Source organism: Aromatoleum toluclasticum ATCC 700605 (assembly GCF_000378245.1).
GTDB classification, from domain to species: Bacteria; Pseudomonadota; Gammaproteobacteria; order Burkholderiales; family Rhodocyclaceae; genus Aromatoleum; species Aromatoleum toluclasticum.
The window spans coordinates 45794-64377 of record NZ_KB899500.1 but is presented as its reverse complement, the minus strand read 5'-3'; the positions used below and the strand labels follow the sequence as shown (position 1 = coordinate 64377).

Annotated in this window: 19 protein-coding genes; 12 read left to right on the top strand and 7 right to left on the bottom strand. The window is 59.9% G+C overall.

Going from position 1 to position 18584, the window contains the following annotated elements; all coding sequences use genetic code 11:
• The first annotated feature begins 107 nt into the window (after positions 1–107).
• From F464_RS0116820 to F464_RS0116810, 3 genes are all read left to right on the top strand, one after another.
• Positions 108–1103: a carbohydrate ABC transporter permease gene (locus tag F464_RS0116820; RefSeq protein WP_018991005.1), complete on the top strand. Its 996-nt coding sequence runs from the start codon at positions 108–110 to the stop codon at positions 1101–1103.
• The gene (locus F464_RS0116815; protein ID WP_018991004.1) at positions 1100–1945 is read left to right on the top strand and encodes a carbohydrate ABC transporter permease; all 846 of its coding nucleotides are present in this window, start codon (positions 1100–1102) and stop codon (positions 1943–1945) included. Before F464_RS0116820 ends, F464_RS0116815 begins: the two co-directional genes overlap by 4 nt.
• A gap of 158 nt (positions 1946–2103) precedes the next feature.
• Positions 2104–3285: an ABC transporter ATP-binding protein gene (locus tag F464_RS0116810; protein ID WP_018991003.1), complete on the top strand. Its 1182-nt coding sequence runs from the start codon at positions 2104–2106 to the stop codon at positions 3283–3285.
• A 129-nt stretch (positions 3286–3414) separates the two neighbouring features.
• Here F464_RS0116810 and F464_RS31040 read toward each other — a convergent pair whose 3' ends face one another.
• Entirely contained in the window at positions 3415–3564 is a 150-nt protein-coding gene (locus F464_RS31040; RefSeq protein WP_018991002.1) for a hypothetical protein, read from the bottom strand.
• On the opposite strand from F464_RS31040, the gene F464_RS0116800 reads away from it, so the two are divergent.
• From F464_RS0116800 to F464_RS0116785, 3 genes are all read left to right on the top strand, one after another.
• Complete coding sequence (locus F464_RS0116800) at positions 3563–4720, top strand: MFS transporter (RefSeq protein ID WP_018991001.1); 1158 nt, start codon at positions 3563–3565, stop codon at positions 4718–4720. The two genes, F464_RS31040 and F464_RS0116800, sit on opposite strands and share 2 nt — an antisense overlap.
• Before the next feature lie 155 nt (positions 4721–4875).
• Positions 4876–5361, top strand: coding sequence for an adenosine-specific kinase (locus tag F464_RS0116795; protein ID WP_018991000.1), 486 nt, complete (start codon positions 4876–4878; stop codon positions 5359–5361).
• Positions 5362–5695: 334 nt separating this feature from the next.
• Positions 5696–7075: a tyrosine-type recombinase/integrase gene (locus F464_RS0116785; protein WP_018990999.1), complete on the top strand. Its 1380-nt coding sequence runs from the start codon at positions 5696–5698 to the stop codon at positions 7073–7075.
• Positions 7076–7630: 555 nt separating this feature from the next.
• On the opposite strand, the gene F464_RS0116780 is transcribed toward F464_RS0116785, so the two are convergent.
• The gene (locus F464_RS0116780) at positions 7631–7972 is read right to left on the bottom strand and encodes a hypothetical protein (RefSeq protein ID WP_018990998.1); all 342 of its coding nucleotides are present in this window, start codon (positions 7970–7972) and stop codon (positions 7631–7633) included.
• A 110-nt stretch (positions 7973–8082) separates the two neighbouring features.
• Between F464_RS0116780 and F464_RS0116775 the strand changes: the two genes are divergently transcribed.
• The 4 genes from F464_RS0116775 to F464_RS0116760 all read left to right on the top strand — a co-directional run bounded on the left by F464_RS0116775 (position 8083) and on the right by F464_RS0116760 (position 11351).
• The gene (locus F464_RS0116775; protein WP_018990997.1) at positions 8083–8283 is read left to right on the top strand and encodes a helix-turn-helix transcriptional regulator; all 201 of its coding nucleotides are present in this window, start codon (positions 8083–8085) and stop codon (positions 8281–8283) included.
• Positions 8280–10616, top strand: a complete 2337-nt coding sequence (locus F464_RS29995) for a bifunctional DNA primase/polymerase (RefSeq protein WP_018990996.1) — start codon at positions 8280–8282, stop codon at positions 10614–10616. Before F464_RS0116775 ends, F464_RS29995 begins: the two co-directional genes overlap by 4 nt.
• Positions 10613–10858, top strand: a complete 246-nt coding sequence (locus tag F464_RS0116765) for a hypothetical protein (RefSeq protein ID WP_232428968.1) — start codon at positions 10613–10615, stop codon at positions 10856–10858. The genes F464_RS29995 and F464_RS0116765 overlap by 4 nt, the downstream gene beginning before the upstream one ends.
• Positions 10859–11021: 163 nt before the next feature.
• Positions 11022–11351: a hypothetical protein gene (locus F464_RS0116760; protein ID WP_018990994.1), complete on the top strand. Its 330-nt coding sequence runs from the start codon at positions 11022–11024 to the stop codon at positions 11349–11351.
• A 318-nt stretch (positions 11352–11669) separates the two neighbouring features.
• Here F464_RS0116760 and F464_RS31035 read toward each other — a convergent pair whose 3' ends face one another.
• Together F464_RS31035 and F464_RS31030 are read right to left on the bottom strand one after the other, a co-directional pair.
• A complete protein-coding gene (locus tag F464_RS31035) occupies positions 11670–11879 on the bottom strand; it encodes a hypothetical protein (RefSeq protein WP_157353847.1) in 210 nt (69 codons plus the stop codon).
• A gap of 238 nt (positions 11880–12117) precedes the next feature.
• A complete protein-coding gene (locus tag F464_RS31030) occupies positions 12118–12909 on the bottom strand; it encodes a hypothetical protein (protein WP_157353843.1) in 792 nt (263 codons plus the stop codon).
• 375 nt (positions 12910–13284) lie between these two features.
• Between F464_RS31030 and F464_RS31025 the strand changes: the two genes are divergently transcribed.
• Together F464_RS31025 and F464_RS0116755 are read left to right on the top strand one after the other, a co-directional pair.
• Positions 13285–14259 carry a hypothetical protein gene (locus F464_RS31025; protein ID WP_157353840.1) on the top strand — a complete coding sequence of 325 codons (975 nt, stop codon included), beginning with the start codon at positions 13285–13287 and terminating at the stop codon, positions 14257–14259.
• A gap of 46 nt (positions 14260–14305) precedes the next feature.
• Positions 14306–15169, top strand: a complete 864-nt coding sequence (locus tag F464_RS0116755; RefSeq protein WP_026296084.1) for a hypothetical protein — start codon at positions 14306–14308, stop codon at positions 15167–15169.
• Positions 15170–15442: 273 nt separating this feature from the next.
• On the opposite strand, the gene F464_RS31020 is transcribed toward F464_RS0116755, so the two are convergent.
• From F464_RS31020 to F464_RS31015, 3 genes are all read right to left on the bottom strand, one after another.
• Positions 15443–16357: a hypothetical protein gene (locus F464_RS31020; RefSeq protein ID WP_157353838.1), complete on the bottom strand. Its 915-nt coding sequence runs from the start codon at positions 16355–16357 to the stop codon at positions 15443–15445.
• Positions 16358–16481: 124 nt separating this feature from the next.
• Positions 16482–16997 (bottom strand): hypothetical protein, encoded by a 516-nt coding sequence (locus tag F464_RS0116745; protein WP_157353836.1) that lies wholly within the window; start codon positions 16995–16997, stop codon positions 16482–16484.
• A gap of 283 nt (positions 16998–17280) precedes the next feature.
• Complete coding sequence (locus tag F464_RS31015; protein ID WP_157353834.1) at positions 17281–17625, bottom strand: hypothetical protein; 345 nt, start codon at positions 17623–17625, stop codon at positions 17281–17283.
• Positions 17626–18584: the final 959 nt, after the last annotated feature.

Below are 18584 nucleotides of genomic sequence, written 5' to 3'. Positions count from 1 at the left end.
GGTACGCGGCGGAATGTCTGTAGGGCGGGAGGAGCCGAAGCGCATCCCGCCCTACGGATCCGACCCGGCCAGCGCGGCAGTTTGCCGAACCTCAGGAGGAAACAACGATGAGTCACAATTCCCGGACCCTGCCGCCTTCGGCCGCGGTCGTGCCGCCCCCTGCGGCGAGCGCGCAGGGCCGAAAACGCAGCCTGCAGCAGCGCCGTGCCCGCGCGGCGTGGCTGCTGGTCGCGCCGGCGCTGATCCTGCTGTTCGCGGTGGCCGGATGGCCGCTGCTGCGCACGCTGTTCTACAGCTTCACCGACGCCGCCATGGACACCCCCGAGGAGTACAACTTCGTCGGGCTCGCCAACTACCTCGACTTCGCCGAGGGCGAGCGCTTCGGCGTGCTTGCCGACCCCTTGTGGTGGCAGGCGGTCGGCAACACGCTGTGGTTTACGGCCTGCTCGGTGTCGCTGGAGCTTTTCTTCGGCATGTTGCTCGCGCTGCTGATGAACGAGAAGTTCCGCGGCCAGGGCCTCGTGCGCGCCGCGATCCTCGTGCCCTGGGCGATCCCGACCATCGTCACGGCGAAGATGTGGGGCTGGATGTTCCACGACCAGTACGGCGTGGTGAACGACCTGCTGCTGCGCGTCGGCCTGATCGAGACGCCGCTCGCGTGGATCGCCGAACCGACGCTGTCGATGTGGGCGGTGGTGATCGCCGACGTGTGGAAGACGGTGCCCTTCATGGCGCTGATGCTGCTCGCCGCGCTGCAGATGATCCCGTCCGACCTCTACGAGGCGGCGCGCGTCGATGGCGCCAGCGCGTGGCAACGTTTCCGCCGCATCACGCTGCCGCTGATCATGCCGGCGATGATCGTCGCGCTGATTTTCCGCGTGATGGACGCGCTGCGCGTGTTCGACCTGATCTACGTGCTGACCTCGAACAGCGAGGCGACGATCTCGATCTCCGGCTACGCCCGCGAACAGATGGTGTCCTTCCAGGAGATGGGCGTCGGCTCGGCCGCATCGGTGCTGGTGTTCATGATGGTCGCAGGCATCGCCGCGTGCTTCCTGTGGATCAACCGCTTCAGCCACGAAGGCAAGGAGGCCAGGGAATGAAACTCACACGCCAACAGAGAGAGCTGGGGAAGAAGTTCTGGATCTACTTGGCGGCCCTGGTCGTCAGCGTGATCTGCGTGTTCCCCTTCTACAACGCGATCCTGACCTCGCTGCGCACCGGGCAGGACCTCTTCCTGACGAGCTATCTGCCGACGACCTTCCATTGGGAGAACTACGTCAATGCATTGGGTGAGAACGGCGTCGGGCGCAGCCTGCTGAACTCCTTCATCGTCGCGACGGTGACGGTCGGCATCTGCCTGCTGGTGTCGATCACGGCGGCCTTCGCGCTCGCCCGCGTGCGCTTCCGCGGCCGCAAGTACATCCTCTTCACCATCCTGTGCGTGTCGATGTTCCCGCAGGTCGCGGTGCTGTCGGGGATGTTCGAGCTGGTGCGCTTCCTCGGCCTGTACGACTCGATCGGCTCGCTGATCCTGTCCTACACGACCTTCTCGCTGCCCTTCACGGTGTGGGTGCTGACGACCTTCATGCGCTCGCTGCCGGTCGAGCTGGAGGAAGCCGCGATCGTCGATGGCGCGAGCCTGTGGGTGATCATCACCCGGGTGTTCGCGCCCATCATGGGGCCGTCGCTGGCGACGACCGGGCTGCTCGCCTTCATCGGCGCGTGGAACGAGTTCATGTTCGCGCTGACCTTCATCATCTCCAACGAGAACCGCACCGTGCCGGTCGCCATCGGCATGTTGCAGGGCGCCTCGCAGTACGAACTGCCGTGGGGTCACATCATGGCCGCGTCGGTGGTCGTGACGATCCCGATCATCGTGCTGGTGCTGATCTTCCAGAAACGCATCGTCAGCGGACTCACGGCAGGCGCAGTGAAGGGGTGAGAAGTGACGATGCAATCGCAAGGGACCGCAGGGCGGGAGGAGCGCGGCGTATCCCGCTACTGGGCGGCCGAATGGCGGCATGCGCTTTCAGCTCCTCCCGCCCCACGAGAACCGGCGTGCCTGCCCTGGACCGCCTCGCTCATCAAGGATCAAAGATCATGGCTCAACTGACTCTCGACAAACTCAACAAGCGCTACGGCGAATCGGCCCAGGTCATCAAGGGCATCGACCTTCACGTCAATAGCGGCGAATTCGTCGTCATCGTCGGCCCGTCGGGCTGCGGCAAATCCACGCTGCTGCGCATGATCGCCGGCCTGGAGGACATCTCGGGCGGCGACATGTACATCGACGGCACTCGCGTGAATGACGACACGCCGTCCGAGCGCGGCATCGGCATGGTGTTCCAGTCCTACGCGCTTTACCCGCACATGAGCGTGTACGAGAACATGGCCTTCGGCCTGCAGCTCGCGAAGATGCCCAAGGCCGAGATCACGCGGCGGGTGGAGGAGAGCGCGCGCATCCTGCAACTCGAACCGCTGCTCGCGCGCCGCCCCAAGGACCTCTCCGGCGGCCAGCGCCAGCGCGTCGCCATCGGCCGCGCGATCGCGCGCGAACCCAAGCTCTTCCTCTTCGACGAGCCGCTGTCCAACCTCGACGCTGCGTTGCGCGTGCAGATGCGCATGGAGATCGCCGCGCTGCACCGCCGCCTGAAGTCGACGATCATCTACGTGACCCACGACCAGGTCGAGGCGATGACGCTGGCGCAGCGCATCGTCGTGCTCAACCGCGGCAACGTCGAGCAGGTGGGCTCGCCGCTGGAGCTCTACGACCATCCGGCGAACGAGTTCGTCGCGCAGTTCATCGGCTCGCCCAAAATGAACCTGCTGCCCGGCACGCTGGTGGGCTCGGGCGATACCGAAAGCATCGTCCGGCTGTGGCACGGCAAGACGCTGACGGTGCCGATCGCCACGCCCGCGAGCGCCGAAGGGACCAGGGTGAAGCTGGGCATCCGCCCCGAGCACATCGAGTGGGGTGCCGTCGCCGACGCGCCTTATCTCGCCGACGTGCTGTTCGTCGAGCACATGGGCAACGAGACCTACCACTACCTCGACAGCGGCAAGCTCGGCGACCCGTGGGTCGTGCGCAATTCGCGCCGTTCGGATATCGCGGCCGGCGAGACGGTCGGCTACTCACTTCCGCCGGAGCACTGCCACCTGTTCGACGAAACGGGCAAGGCCTTCGCACGCCGCGCCCCGGGCAAGGGCGCAGGCCGCATCCCCGGCGCCGACGCGCCGCCGATCACCTTCGCCGAGCCGGCGCGCACCAACGCGCTGCACTGACGGATCGCAGGGCGGAATGAAGTCCCGCGGGGCCTCGCCGCGCACGACCACTGCGTGATGCGTTGCGGTGGCGGGATTCCATCCCTCGCTACGCAAGCCATCGTGACTGCCTGTCATGCGATGGCCCCGCTATTTTCCGAGCCGCTCGCAGCCGCCGATGTTCGGCTCCATGCGGGTCTGCTCGAACGCGAGGCCGGCTTCGACGCAATCCGCCTCTTCCTGCGGCGACTCGATTCGAACCTCCGTTTCGGCCGTACTTCCCCGCCACGAGGACATCATGCTGAAGTTCCCCGCCGGCCCCTTGTGGGCGCTGGTGACCGGTTTTGCAGTGCTGGGCGGCGTCGGCAGCGTCCTGATGACGCGCCAGCCCGAGTTCTACCACCGCTGGAAGCTGGACAATGCCGAATGGGGCTGGGCGCTGTTCGCCACCGGGCTCGGCGGCGTGCTCGCCTATCCGCTCAACCGCTGGCTGCTGGCGCGTTGGGGCAGCCGCGTGATGCTGCACCGATTCGGCACGGTCGGCGGCATCGTGCTGGCGGCGATTCCCTGGCTGCCCGGACTCCCGGGCCTGCTCGCGGGACTCTTCGCGCAGGGCGTGATCTACAACGGCGTCAGCGTCGCCATCAACCAGCAAGCGGCGCAGTGGGAGCTGCAGCGCGACACACGCATGATGGGTCGCCTGCATGCGACCTTCTTCATCGGCAGCGTGCTGTCGGCCTTCATCAGCAGCCTGCTCGCGGCGCTCGCCGTCAGCCTGCCGCTCCACATGGCCGCGGTCGGCCTCGCCGCCGCACTGATCCACCGGGCCGCTGCGGCAACGCTCGAGGTCGAAGCTGCCCGATCGGCCGCGCCCGTTCCCGTGCATCACGCGTCCGAGTCCTGGCTCGGGCTGGGCCTGCTGTTCTGTTGGTGCACGGTGCTCGAAAGCGGCGTCATGGGCTGGGCGTCGGTGTATCTCAACCAGAGCCTGAAGGCGAGCGAGAGCCTGTCGGGCATCGGCTTGGCGCTCTTTTCGGGCGCAATGGCGGTAGGGCGCTTCCTTTCGGACGGACTCGTCACACGCCACGGTGCGCTGCGCATCGTCCGCACCGGCGCGATCGCATGTGCGATCTCCCTTGCGCTGGCGGCGTGGCTGCACGAGCTGCCAGTCGCCTTGCTCGCCTTCACCGTCACCGGCCTGGGGCTCGCGGCCGCCGCCCCGGTCATCTTTTCGATCGCCGGCCGGATGGGCGGCGAGGCGCTTGCCCTGATCGCCGGCCTCGGCGCACTCGGCGGACTGCTCGGGCCTGTAATCCTCGGCCGTGTCGCGAGCTACGTGTCCCTCGACTGGGTGCTCGCCACGCTCGCCGCAGTCGCTGTGGTGATCGCTCGCCAGTCCGCGGCATTGGCGGGGAACCGGCTACCGGTGAGGGTCGTGTCCGCACCTGTGCATTGAGGGGATATCCGGCCGCCGCGCCCGTGCCTTCCTCGCGCCTGTCCGTGTTCGGCCATCCGCGTGCTATGTTGATATCGACAGCCGCTCACGGACGCCCTCGCAGGGGACGTCGCAGCGCAGCGCGGTTCAGCGGCGCGACGCACGGAGGACACGTCATGAACCTGATTCCCGTACGGATCGACAAGCCGGAGCCGATCAACTTCATCCTCGGCCAGACGCACTTCATCAAGTCGGTCGAGGACATCCACGAAGCACTGGTGAATGCGGTGCCCGGCATCCGCTTCGGGCTCGCATTCTGCGAAGCGTCCGGCGACCGCCTGATCCGCTGGTCGGGCACGGATCACGCCATGGTTCTGCTGGCACAGACGAATGCGCATGCGATCGGCGCCGGTCACAGCTTCATCGTCTTCCTGGGCGAGGGCTTCTATCCGCTCAACGTCCTCAACGCGATCAAGCAGGTGCCCGAGGTGTGCCGCATCTTCTGCGCGACGTCGAATCCGGTCGAGGTTCTGCTGGCGGAGACGGGCCAGGGGCGCGGGATCATCGGTGTCGTGGACGGTTATCCGCCCCTCGGGATCGAGGACGAGCAGAAGATCGACGCGCGCAAGCTGTTGCTGCGGCAGATCGGCTACAAGCTCTGATTTTCGGTGCGGGCGCGCGCCGGCGTACATCAACGGCCGGTGGCGGGTGGGTTCGTAAACCAAAAAGCCAGCCTTCGGTGGCTAGCTTAGGTGATTTCATGGTGCCGACAATCTGACTCGAACAGATGACCTACCGCTTACAAGGCGGTCGCACATGCCAATTTACGTCGTCCAGTGACGTCCACGGTAATCCAAAGTATGTTCACAAGTTGTTGTTTAAACGAATAAAAATATTCTGTTCGTGCAATGCGTCGTCCATCATCATCCTAGAATATTCACTGACAGCCAGCTAAAATAGGAACCATGAACGGAACCACGGAGCCAAGGGGACGTCATGGGAAGCGCCAAATCGAACAAGCCCGACGGGCCGCAACTGGATACGGACGAACAAGTTGGGGCGATCCGGCCTCGTGAGAAGGAGTACGCGGTCCGCGACAAGAACCGCCCGGGGTTTGCCTTGCGCGTTCTGCCTTCAGGCCAAAAAACTTGGTACTTCATCTATGACCTGGAGCACAAGCGGCGGCGGCTCTGGTTAGGGGAATATCCGGCCATGTCATTGGCCGAAGCCCGCGCCAAGTACGAAACGGAACGGGCTCAAGTCAAGAACCGCGACGATCCGGTCGACGTGGCGGAGGTGCAGAAGGAAGCACGCGCTGCGAAGCGGCAGCGCATCGTCGCCGACCGGCAGGCGATGACCGTTTCAGAGCTGTGTACGTACTACATCGACCACTACGCCAAGCCCCGAAAGGCGTCTTGGCGCGAGGATGAGCGGATTCTGAACCTAGACGTGATTCCGGCGTGGGGGCGGCGCAAGGCTGAGTCCATCACTCGCCTCGACGTGATCGAGCTCATGGACCGGATCAAGGCGCGGGCTGCTGGCGCGAAGACCAAAGACGGCAACCCATCCCCCAGGAAGGGAGTGCAGGCGAACCGTACGCATAGCATCGTTCGCAAGATGTTCAATTTCGCTCAAGAGCGGGGCATCGTGGCGGCGAACCCAGCCGTGCGTATCAAGGACTCGCGCGTCGTGGAGCCGTCCCGCGACCGAGCGCTCTCTCGCGCTGAGCTGCGGGTTATCCTCAACGCCCTTCCCGCGGCCCCGTTTGGGGACGATGTGCGCGACATCCTTCGCTTGATGCTGCTCACCGGGCAACGCCAAGGCGAGGTTCGTATGATGACAGTGGAGCACATCGACCTCACGGCCGCCGAATGGACGCAACCAGCGCATTTGACCAAGACGCACAAGACGCACGTCGTGCCGCTGTCGAGACAAGCGCTCGCAATCATCAAGGCGCGCATTGAGGCAGCCAAGGGCGCGTCCTATCTGTTTCCTGGCACGACGCGCGCCAAGGAACGAAAGGATGGGCCGATCGGCAAATCCGCGACGGACCATGCCGTCACCCGTTGGCTTACCCACGAGACGAAACGACTGGCCGTTCAGGACTGGACGCCGCACGACCTGCGCCGCGCTGTCGCGACCCATCTCGCTTCAATGGGTTACAACAGAACGGTCGTCGAGCGCATCCAGAACCATGCGGACCGCTCAATCGGTGGCATATACGACCGGCACAGCTACCGGCGCGAAATGGCGACGACGCTTCAGGCTTGGGCGGACGAACTTGACCGCATCGCGCTCGGAAATAACGTCGTCCCGATCTCGATGGGTGCAGACCAAGACGAGACGCGCCCGCAGTCGGGCGAAGCTGCTGCCTGAGGCTCGGCCTCCTGTTTCCCGCTGTAGGCCGAGGTGTTCGGCGAAGTGCGGGCAGTGACGGCGCCCGCGGCAACGTAAGTTGGGCGATGCAAGAAGGGCAGGGGTGACGCTGCAAAAGGGGGGTGGCAAACTTCAGCGGGTCCCATAAAAGGCTAAGGCGGGATGGGTCCCTTCCTCCGTGGGGCAAAATATTGCGGGAAATGTATGCTAAAAGCATAGTCACGCAGCCTCCCTCCGTGCTGGTAGATGGCGCCCTGCGGCTCACTTCAAAACGGAGACGCTGCACTACCCGGCGACTCACGTCATTGCAGCGGTACCGAGTAGGTGGTAATGCCGCGGTCGGCCCCTGGCAGGCCCGTCAGCACGTTCGAAGCAGGCGGCCAATGTAGCCCTGCCCGGAAACTGAAAAGCCGTCCAGATTGGTCGGATTGGGCAGCGAGCCGCGCGCGATCCCACAGTGGCATAAGGGTCGAGGGGGGGCGGTGAAGCGTTACGCGCACGACCATCAGGATGGCGCCGATCGCGCCAGCACACCTAGTTGCGGGGCGCCACCTTTTAGTCCGAAGAGGTCCGCGTGCGACTTCGCCAATCGCGCCGTGCCGCTCCATTCGGATCGTTCGGCTCCAACACGTATTCAGAATAGGCGCGCTTGACGTGACGCGCACTCATTCCCAATTTCGCGCCGACATCCTCCGCGATTTCGTGATTTGAAGGCGTGCGCGCGCCGTGCGCATCCCGCGCGTGCATCGCGGCATCCATCGCAAGGGCCGCTTCGATGCGCCGTCTCCAGATGGCAAAGCTCCCGGCAGGCCGGTGCGCCGGATTCACCGGCAGCGGAGCGCCGCCAATGTTCGCGCAATCCGCGCTATCTAGCTTACCCAGTTCGCCGCGCGACATCCCCGTATCCCATTCAAAGAGCTACTCCCCGTTCAGAGTTCTTGTCACTGAAAGAGTTTCTTGGACCGGCCAGACTGTGTCTGTCACGTCCTCACCCTGGAGCACACAAAATGGATCGGGTTCTACGACTGCCTCAAGTCAAAACGCTTACCGGACGCTCCCGCAGCGCGATCTACGCCGATGTCAAGGCAGGCGCTTTTCCAGCGCCCGTGAAGATCGGGCCGAAAGCGAGCGGCTGGCTCGAAAGCGAAATCGAAGCATGGCTTGCGAAGCGGGTCGCCGAAAGCCGCGCGGGGCACGCGGCAGCATGAGCACCATCGTCTGCGCCTCGTCGATGCGCGACGCTGCCTTCGCCTACGCACGACGCAGTTGGCCGGTTCTTCCTTGCGCTCCTGGAGCGAAGACGCCGCTCACGACGCACGGCTTCCGCGATGCCACGATGGACGGCGGGCAGATCGACGGGTGGTGGACAAAGTGGCCAGACGCGAATGTTGCCATCCTCACCGGCGAGGACTCCGGGCTGCTCGTCGTCGACGTCGATCCACGCAATGGAGGCGATGCATCGCTAGCCACACTGGAAGAGATACACGGCGCGCTGCCCCGCGATTACGTCGTCGAGAGTGGCGGTGGCGGGCTGCACATCTACCTGCGCTTGCCCGAGGGTATCGAGTTGCCTTGCAGCGTGCTCACGGATGGCATCGACGTGAAGTGCGAGGGCGGGTATGTCATTGCGCCTCCGAGCATCCATCCGAATGGCACACCCTACCGACTGTTTGCCGGGGGCGCTGTACCGCCTGCACCGGACTGGCTCGTCGCGCTGCTCCAAGAGCGGGCAGCACAAGCACACGTAGGTACGTGCGGTGCGGTCGAACTGCCGCACATCGACATCGATGAGTTACGCATTCCCGATCGCACCAAGGAACTGATCCGCGCTCGAACACCTCGCGGCAGTCGCAGCGAAGCCATCTTCGGCGTGATGCGTTCGCTAATTGGGTTCGGCTACAGAGACTTCGCCTTGCATACGGCGATCTTCGCGGACCCTCGCTACGGCATCAGTGAAAAGGTGCTGGAGCTAGAAGCGCAGTCGTGTGGTGCTGGACTACGTTGGTTACGCAAAGACTTTGAACGGGCGCAGGCAAAGCCGGACCGCGAGGACGGCAATATTGGCGGCAAGGAACAGAAGATGCATCACAATCCGACGGGCAGCCGACAGTCAGGCAACGAACAAACGCAACGCCTGGAATGCGTTCAAGCCTCCGCCGTCATACCGAAGCCGGTCGACTGGCTGTGGCACCAGTACATCCCACGCGGAAAGACGACGCTCATTGCCGGAATGCCGGGACTCGGCAAGTCGCAACTGATCATCTATCTTGCCGCTGTCGTAACGACGGGTGGAGCCTGGCCCGATGGCACGCGACCTCCAGCACCCGCGAATGTCTTGATTTTTTCGGCCGAGGACGATGCCGATGACACGCTCGTTCCGCGCTTGCTGGCGGCTGGCGCGGACCTTGATCGCGTGCACATCGTGAAGTGCACGATCGCCGGTTGCGACGACAGTGGAAGGTTGGTTGAGCGGTTGCCCGACATGCGCCATGACGTCGACGCGCTGCGCGCCAAAGTCGATGAGATTGGCAACGTAGCATTCGTCGTCTTTGATCCCTTCTCTGTCTATGGCGGCGACACCAATCACGCCAAGAACGCCGACGTGCGCAAACTGCTCGCGCCGCTTGCTGCCTTGGCTGCCGAGAAGAAATTCGCTTTGATATGCTTGAGCCATTTCAACAAAGGCGGTGGTGAGGGGGCACCGCGCGAGGCGCTTACCCGCGTCCTCGACTCAATCGGCTATACGGCGGCAGCCCGTGCTGTCTACGGCGTCTTCAAGGATGCAGACGCCCCGTTGCGTCGCCTCTTCCTCCCGATCAAAAACAATCTCGGTCTCGATACGAGCGGATTCGTCTACCACATCGAATCTGTCATGTCGGGCGGAATCGAGACAAGTCGGGTGGTGTGGGATGGGCCCTGCGAAACGCGCGCCGACGACGCGGTCAATGGCAAAGTTGGCGATGATGTCCCTGATAGCGCAACGCTTGCCCGGGCCGTCGCCTTCCTCTTCATGCAACTGCGCCACGGTGCGCGCAACGCCACGGAAATCGAGAATGGCGCCGCCGCAGCCGGGTTTTCCCAACCAACCGTCAAGCGCGCAAAGAAAATCGCCGGTATCCGTTCCGCGAAATGCGGGATGCACGGCGGATGGGAATGGGAATTGCCATTCGACGACTCCCACAAAAACAATGCTTCCTATAAGAGTGAAAGTAATGATCCCCTTCGTAATACCACCACCATAAAACCTAGTAACCATGCGGGTTTCGCCGAAGGGGATCAAAGGTCGACAAGAACAGGAATGAATGATCCGCTTCGCGGCAGTCCATCCGACACCCGAAACGGCGAAGGGGATCAATGGAACCCTTTGGACTGCGACGGGAGCGGTCCGAAAACTCGCGCCGTTGCCGAAGGGGATCAGATAGCCGAAGGGGATCAACGGGTATGTGAAGGAACTGAACTGGCCGCCACGCCGCCCCTCTCAACGCCCACGCATGCACCGCTGCCGGTGCGCAGCCGCGACGCATGGAAGGGCATGCCATGAAAACTCGTGACATGTCCGACATCTTCAAACTGATGCGCGCGGCCGAAAACGTCGGAGTGGAAATGCGCCTCACCGAGGACGGGTCGAACATCGAGATGCGCTCTGACGACGATGCCTTGCTCGATGAGTGGATCGAGCGTCTGCGTCCTCACAAAACGTCGCTCATCGAGGCGCTTCGCCACATCGATCGCGAATACCGCGACATGCTGGACATGCTCGCACTGAAAGGTCAGCCGCGATGACCCATGCGCGTCCACAACGTACGGCGAGCCCGCGCTTCCCGCGCCAAGGGCGCACGCGGCGAACGCCAACTCGCGCACCGCCATGCAACAGCGTGTGCTGGTGCTCCATCAATACGCATGGATGCATGCCACTCACCCACCGCCACCAATCCGGAGTCAAGTCATGACCGCCACACACCGCAAATTGCCGCGTCCCGTCCCCAACTTCGATGACTACGAACTGATCATCGAGCCGCCAGGAGGGTGGAACGCTAAGCTGCGCGAGAATTCCGACGACTGGCTGCTACAACTCGCTTGGATGCTCGATGACGACCCTGAACGCCTAGCCATGCCGGTCAACTCTTTCTGGTTGCTCACGGGTCTTACGAAAAGTGACTTTGACCAAGCGCTCGAACTCTCGCCCGTGTTCGACCTGGAGGGCGGTTACGTCTGGCGGGCTCCCTACCCGAGCCACGCAATACGTGGCCGCCATCCGGAATCGATCTTCGGGTGAGCCGTTCTCAGCGTGGGGGCCACGTCCGTCGATCGCGTCATACTTCTGGTCCCCGTTTCGTGTGCTTGGATTCGCACACACACAACTCCTGGCTTTCTCGCGCCGACTCACGAAATCAATACGACAGCTCGTGTGAGTTCTACGGCTGTCTCGATACGGGCGGCTTCATGGACGGAAAGGTGCGGTATGCGCCTGTGCGCGGGTACCGTTGCTTATCACTGTCCCTTCTGGTCCATCCTGAAAGACGCACCCGATTCGAAGCGACCGGCGAGTCGGTCTCGCCGAAGGTGGCGTTCGGTGTAGATTATCGGCTGGAAGTCATTGAGTAAACACAGGGGAAGACGACCTGTCGCTCTTCACACCGTCAGCTTCTTTTTCAGTAGCCTCTGGTTCCATGAGCGTCAGACAGATCAACCCGATTTTTCCAAACGTAATTCCAGTCAATCTCTTCAACGCTTGGCCACTCGTTTTGGCTAAAGACCTCCTGCGCATCTCTTTCCCAATCTGCAACAGAATACCCGTTTGCATTTGGCGCTCCTGTCGCTTGGGTAACAATAATCGAAGTCAAAATCGGCAACTTAGAATGCGCGCAGCCAATCCAAATAAGCTCAAGCCCATATCTAATTGAATGCCCTTGAACTCGGTTTCCATAGCCGAGATGGTCGAGCACCTCACGGTAAGATAACTTTCTGTGCTGCTTGGCGCTGATTACGCATATCTCATAGATTTTTCGTGCTTGCTGCTTGCAATCTATTATGAATATTCCTCAGCGCGTTCGGTCTGCCAATATTTCATTTAAAAAATTCCCAATCTCGATCACCGTCCGATTTGACAACTCAAAGGCCGGCTCTAAGACAGAATTAAATGTTTTCTCTGGAATTTCTCTTCCTGCGTATTTAAATGCCGAGAAACGAAACTCATGTCGTTGTGGCCGCGAACCAGTCCAGTCTTCGTTCAGGAGAGGTTTTACGATGCTTTGATGCTTACTCTTGTTTGCAAGAGCCGAAATTATATTATAAGAGGGGTCGCTTTGCATTCTTGAAAACACTTCAGCAATAGGTGCGTGCCCGGGGACGTCTTTAAAGCTCCGCTGAACTGATGCTGCTGAAATGTCGCGTTCCGGCATCGCGTTTTCCCGAAGACTATATCCGAGCGCGTGATAAGTCGCATTCGCGGCGATATCGGAAATGGCGTGAAGGGATAAAACGCAGGCTGTCGCGTGTGCTGCGACTGCGATCATTAATAGCTCAAAATCAACACGACCACTCTCATCTTCGTCGTAGATCACTGCTATGAGCGGCTTTGTGCAGAGATGCAATTCAGAAAAATGGTTTAGGAGGCGTTCGATCTCCTCGTAATGGTATTGAGCATGACTGAGACGGTCAGCGAGCGAATTAAGGCTCGGCGTAACTTGATCACGATGAGCCCGCCCAAACCGCGCTTCAACCAAGTCTCGTGTTTCTGCGATAGACCAGCGCTTCATGTGGGTCGCCATCTTTGTGTTGCAGTGGTTTTCTGACGAAAATTTTTCTTCAGCCTTTCCCTCGCCTGTTTGCATGAGTTGAGTTGCTCATCTCATGCATCAACTTACTTCGCCCCAATCTCTGATTGAAAGTGGAGTTGAAGTGTAACGCCGAAGGACGCCATCTGGCAGGGACTCAGCGTTCGCCCTGCACCGAGACCTGCCGATCAGCCCCCAACTTAGGTCGAATGGCAGCTGCATCCGTGTCCGACGGGCCGGGCCCGACCCCAAGCGGTTCCTCGGATTGCTCCAAAGGGGCCGCACGGGCAGGCACCAGATTTGTGAGTTTCAGATCTACGAAGCGGCCGTTCCCGGACTCGTGCAGTCGGCCAGAAGCAGTCAGGCGCGTCTAACCCCCGAAAGCGGGCCCCCGAACGGCGCACGTGCTATGCTTAACACGCGCAGTTGACCGTGTCGCTTTTCACGGATTGTTATGACGGCTCCGATGCACCCTGTTTGCTGAGAAATCACCTGCGCCAAGTGACTTTCGCCAACGCTGCGTCTACGATGTTATGGAGCAGTGCCCACGTTGCCCAGCAGAGCTGTCGCCAGAAAAATGCAGTTGGGCCGCTTGATGACATGACTTCTGAATCGACCTCAATAAACACAGAATACGAGTTCGAGCCGTTCGAGGAGATATTCTTGCGACGTCGCGAGCAAATTCTTAAGCTCGTTTGGGTTACTGGCGCGGCTCTTCGGCAAATGAACGGCGCGGCTCGCCTAACTGAGGTGCTTCGCAAGCCACCCGAGTCCGTCCAGAAGATGCAGGAACTCGAAGTCTTGGCGGCTGAAGAGGTGGCCGCAGATTTGCCGCTTCTACACAGCGCAGCATCAGTCTTGATTTGGGGGGCACTGGAAGCAGCATTTCGTGACTTCTTGGTTCGATGGCTATTTGCGTATCCTGCTGCCCGCCTTGTTCCGGAATTCAACAACGTCCGTGTCCGTATTACTGAGTATGAGAGCTTTGATGGTGAAGACAAGATGCGGTACCTCGTTGGAATCCTTGAACGAGAGCTTGCTGCCGCACTAAAGCCAGGCGCTGGACGCTTCGAATGCCTCCTTAAGCCTTTTGGCATTCGCCCTCAAGTCACAGAGGATCAGCGGCGCGCCCTTTCTGAATTGGCAGCAGTGCGGAACGTAATCGTCCATCGGGCAGGAGTTGCCGACGTGCGGCTACTTCAGCTATGCCCGTGGCTTCAATTGAAAGTCGGAGATCCAGTTGTTGTGGGGCGCGAGGCATTTCTTCGGTACGTCGATGCTGCCAGTTCTTACGCTGCCTCGCTTATCGAGTCCGCTCGGTTGGCATCTTCGGCGTTCAAGGGTCCCGATGCTGCAGCCCAAACCATCATGTCACCGGACCTTGCGCATGAAGCCAAAGGCCGGTGAGTTCAGACATTAGGCATCAGAAAGCACGCAATTTAGCGGGGAGTTGATGTTCAATCTTTTAGTGACTGGAATGGACGTCGCCGCGCCACGCGGCTCATTGACGCTGCCACATAACCGGGTTTTCCAATACACGGACAAGGATCTGGAGGACCGATACGCTCCAGGTGATGTGCTTGACGCCGCCGCCTTGATGGCGCTGCCTACCATCATCACGAACGAGTCAAGCAGCGATCCGGACTTCCCCGTGATGGCAAGAGTAGGCAAGGTCACCAAGATCAGGCGGGGGGCGGTAGATTACCAAATCGAGTACGAGCTCGATGTCAATGTCCCACCGATCGCCAACTCGGTGCTTGAGTCGCTCGCGGCGCCGCTTCACTTTGTCATTAGCAAACGGTTCTTCGATGACTTCCGCACAAATCACTGGGCAGTCAAGGACGCCGACTTGTTCCGCGTGCTGTTCACGGAAGGCATCGGTCGCATCAAACCGACCATGTTCAAGCTGCCGGAAGCGCCAGTTGATCCAAAGCTCGTAGCGGTGATGATGCCGTTCAGTGCGGAGTTCAACGGCGTTCATTCCGCGATTAAAGCCGGAGTCGACGCAGCCGGCATGCGATGTTTGCGTGCCGACAATATCTGGGATGACGACGTAATCATCCAAGATGTGGTGAAGCTCATCGGCACTGCCCGGGCCGTGATCTGCGACCTGACCGGCAAGAACGCCAACGTGTTCTACGAGGCCGGGATTGCACACACCATGGGCCAAGACGTCATCCTAGTAGCACAGCACGAATCCGACATCCCATTCGACCTTCGGCATATTCGACACATCCAGTACTTGCCCAACGAACAGGGGCTAAGAGAGCTGGCGGAGAAGGTGTCGAATCGCCTAGCAACTTTGGTCAGCAAGTAACCGAGCTTCTCGACTGATGCCTAACTCAAACGTTGAGGGTCCGCTTTGCGATAGCACTTAGGGCAGCTTCGGGTTGAGACGCGACGAGCAACTTTCTTAGTTCACGGCCGGAAGCCGGTCGCTGAGGTTTCTCCTCCCGAAAGCTGCCCTACGCCATCGAGTGCAGCCGACCCACAGCGGTCGAACGAGTTGCAGGAAAGCGGCCCTTCAATGGTTGAACTCACCGAGCCGCGAGGCCTTTTGTGCAGGTCCAGTGAAATGAAGAGTCGGGCATCATCTCCTCACCACTCCAGGGAATATCTTCATTGCGTGCCAAGGAAGAAGCTCAACCAGCACGACGGAAAGAGAAAAAATGACGACTAATGCCCCGCTACAAATGGAAAGCCACGCTATTCCCTCGATCGGAAGCAAAAACAAGCTCGCCACGTAGCATCCAATCGCAGGGGAGATAACGAAGACGATTAGGCCCATTCTTGTTAGGCTATATACAATAGGAATACTTTTGGCTGAAGGAATCCAGTAGGCAAGCCGGCTACGCTTTCGGAGAGTGGGGATGTCAACCGCCGGATAGACGTTGATCAAATGTGGAAAAACCGCAGCGATGTCATTAACTTTTCCGACAAGCAGCGACTCACGGTAGCGGGTGTTGTACAAGCTTCCCAGCCATATGACGAGTACGGGGGCAAGGCTTACTTGAAGCAAGGCCGTAAGCGATTCGAGACGGATTTTGACGTTCGTTCCGAGAATAGGAAGATCGGCTTTTTCAGGAATTTCGATGCCCCGAAACTCAAGCGGGGTGGCACGGAGCTGACTGACTCGCGAACTAAAATCTGCAATCAGTTTTTCAGGAGATGTTTCGGCGCCTTGGTCCAACAGAGGCTTAACTTGCGCGTGACATCCTGAGGATACTCCCGGCAATATCCAAAGCGTAGTAAGTTCGTGCTTGTAACTGTTTGCGAAGTACTTCGATTTCTTCCTCTCTTGCACATAAGTGGTCCAATGAGTATCTAAAATATCCCTGTTGTCATTAAGAGTATTGATTGCGACTTCAAGACATTTGGCAAGAACGCGTTCGTTCTGCGTTGTCGAGGCAAAGGCAACAAGCAAGACCACGAGCGCCACTAAAGCCAAAGGGCCACTCAGGAATAGCAGTCGCTCATAACGACGACCCAGTTCGTTTGATATCATCAGCGAAACCAATACAAAGATCGGTGGAGGACGATGGCGGCGCCTCGCGAATGGAGATGACCGGCGGTCAGCGGGCGGGCGAAGCCCGTGGATAGCATGTCCCTCTCGATCGACTTGTCAGAGCTCACTCCTGGGCCTTTCGCACAGCCTTCAGCCGCTCGTCCAGCTTTGCACGTTCCTCCTCCCGGTCCGCCTTGGAGTAGACGTCGACCTTTGCCTTCTTGAACCCCGTCGTAACGTTATGCACGTCCTTTGCCATCGCCTCAACGTGCTTCGCAATCTTCATGAGGGGGGGTTCTCCAAGACGACTGCTTCCTTTGAGGTCAGAAAGGTCGATTACGCACGTATGCTGATATGAGACGCCTGTAACCGATCGATAGGAGGCGTCGACGAGCAGACGGCTGTCAACTTTGGAAGCGTGCCCGTCCACTAGACTCGTCCAAAACGACAAGTACTCCTCATTGGGGCCGAGGTACGCCAGTCCCTTCTGAAACGGTGACAGCTTCAACAAGCGATCAATCAGTTCGGTAGTACCAGGCACATCGGTTTCGCCGCGAACACTGAGTTGAATGTTGTGCGCCGGCCCGAGGCCAATGTTTCGAACCGAGATGTCCAAGAAGTTTATCCAGTGCTCGCTCACCCGATACGTCACCTGAATCCGTGGCTCAGTCTGGACTTGACGCATTTTTCGCGTTTCTTGAACAAGCTTCGCGGTGAGCCACGCATAAATGACAGTTGCAACAGTTACCACTCCCGAGAACACAGCACTCAAGGCTCCCGAGTTCTTATTCAGTTGATCTAGGAAGTCAGACATAGTCTTCGTTAACTATAACCATTTGCCATGCGCGGCGGACAGCAGACGGCGAAGCCGGGTGTTGAACGTCCGCTCGCTGGAGGGGTTGAGCGAGACGACCACTGACCGCTCACTTCGGACTGCGCGCAACAAGGTCTCGAGCCTTCATCGTTGGCAGCACCGATGAATGAAGAGAGCCGTCGAATCCGTTGCCCGATAGGCCAGCAGATAGCCTGCGCTCCTTACTTACCAGACCGTCACGCTCAAGCCGATTGAGCAAGGTCATCATTTCATTGTGCGATACGTGGAAATGCTTCGTGCATTGTTCCGTCGTGGGCGGCACAATGTATCGCGACTTTGTTGCCGCCTTCTTGCGAAGGTACTCATCGGCCCAGACAACAAGTTGCCGCAGAACGCGGCTTTCTTGATGACTGAATCCCGGAAGAGGAAAGGCAAACGGCTCTTTGCTTTTCATGGTCGTTGTAAGGAAGATAACGTATCACGTGACGCCCAACATTCGACATGAGCGAAGCCCGATGGAGGTGTTGGGCGTCGTTGCACGTGCTGCCTAACTTGCGTGACCGGATTGAACTTAACCGGATTTTTTTGACTTAAGCAGCGCCGAAACAGCAACTTGCGTGCATTCAGCGAGGGTCTGCGCAAAGTCTGGGTGCTCTGCGGAGAGTTGTTTGAGTAGAACTCGTAAGTCTTCAAGACCTACGCTCAGCTGGACTTGCGTATCCCCACCGCCCTTGGACGGAAACATGAAGCTGAACCGAAGGCCCTCGGCGCCGGTCTGCCCGGAGACGTCCTGGGTGCCACCAGACCAGTACGAGGATGTTACGCCACCGCGTTTGACTGACGAGTGTCTTAGCTGCATTTGCGCTTCCTCTCGATTCTCGTGTGAGGCCCAAATTTGCTCTAGGGAGCCTGCATTACCGCATAGTATGGGCAGTGTTCGATAACATCGAATCGCACAAGCCTTCTGCCTTCTGCGAAGATGGGCACTTAGCACCATAGGTGACGCTTCTCGCGCCGAGCAACAGATCGCAGAAACGGGCGACGCTACAAACGCGAACAGCATACCTTATATCGATGTGGAAGGCCCGCTAGACGCGGCAACTCTCACTGACCGTTCCTCGCCGGACCGAGACCTCAGGAAGGCGATGGCCAGAGTCTGGAGCACTCACAGAGAAGCTCGCTATTGGCGGAAGCCGCCTCTGTCGGGCGAACGGCGGCTTACGGGCCCGAGATCCACTTTAATGTCGGCTTAACGGCAGAATCGTCACCGGCAGGTCCTGGCCGGGTAGCGCCAAAGCGGGGTTCAAGTTCGCCGCCGTAAACCGGTCGCTCACGAAAGGTCGAGCGTGGAAAATTCAGAGCGGACCACGAACAGCCGGTTGTGGCCGCCTGCCGTCGGTGATCAACATGGTC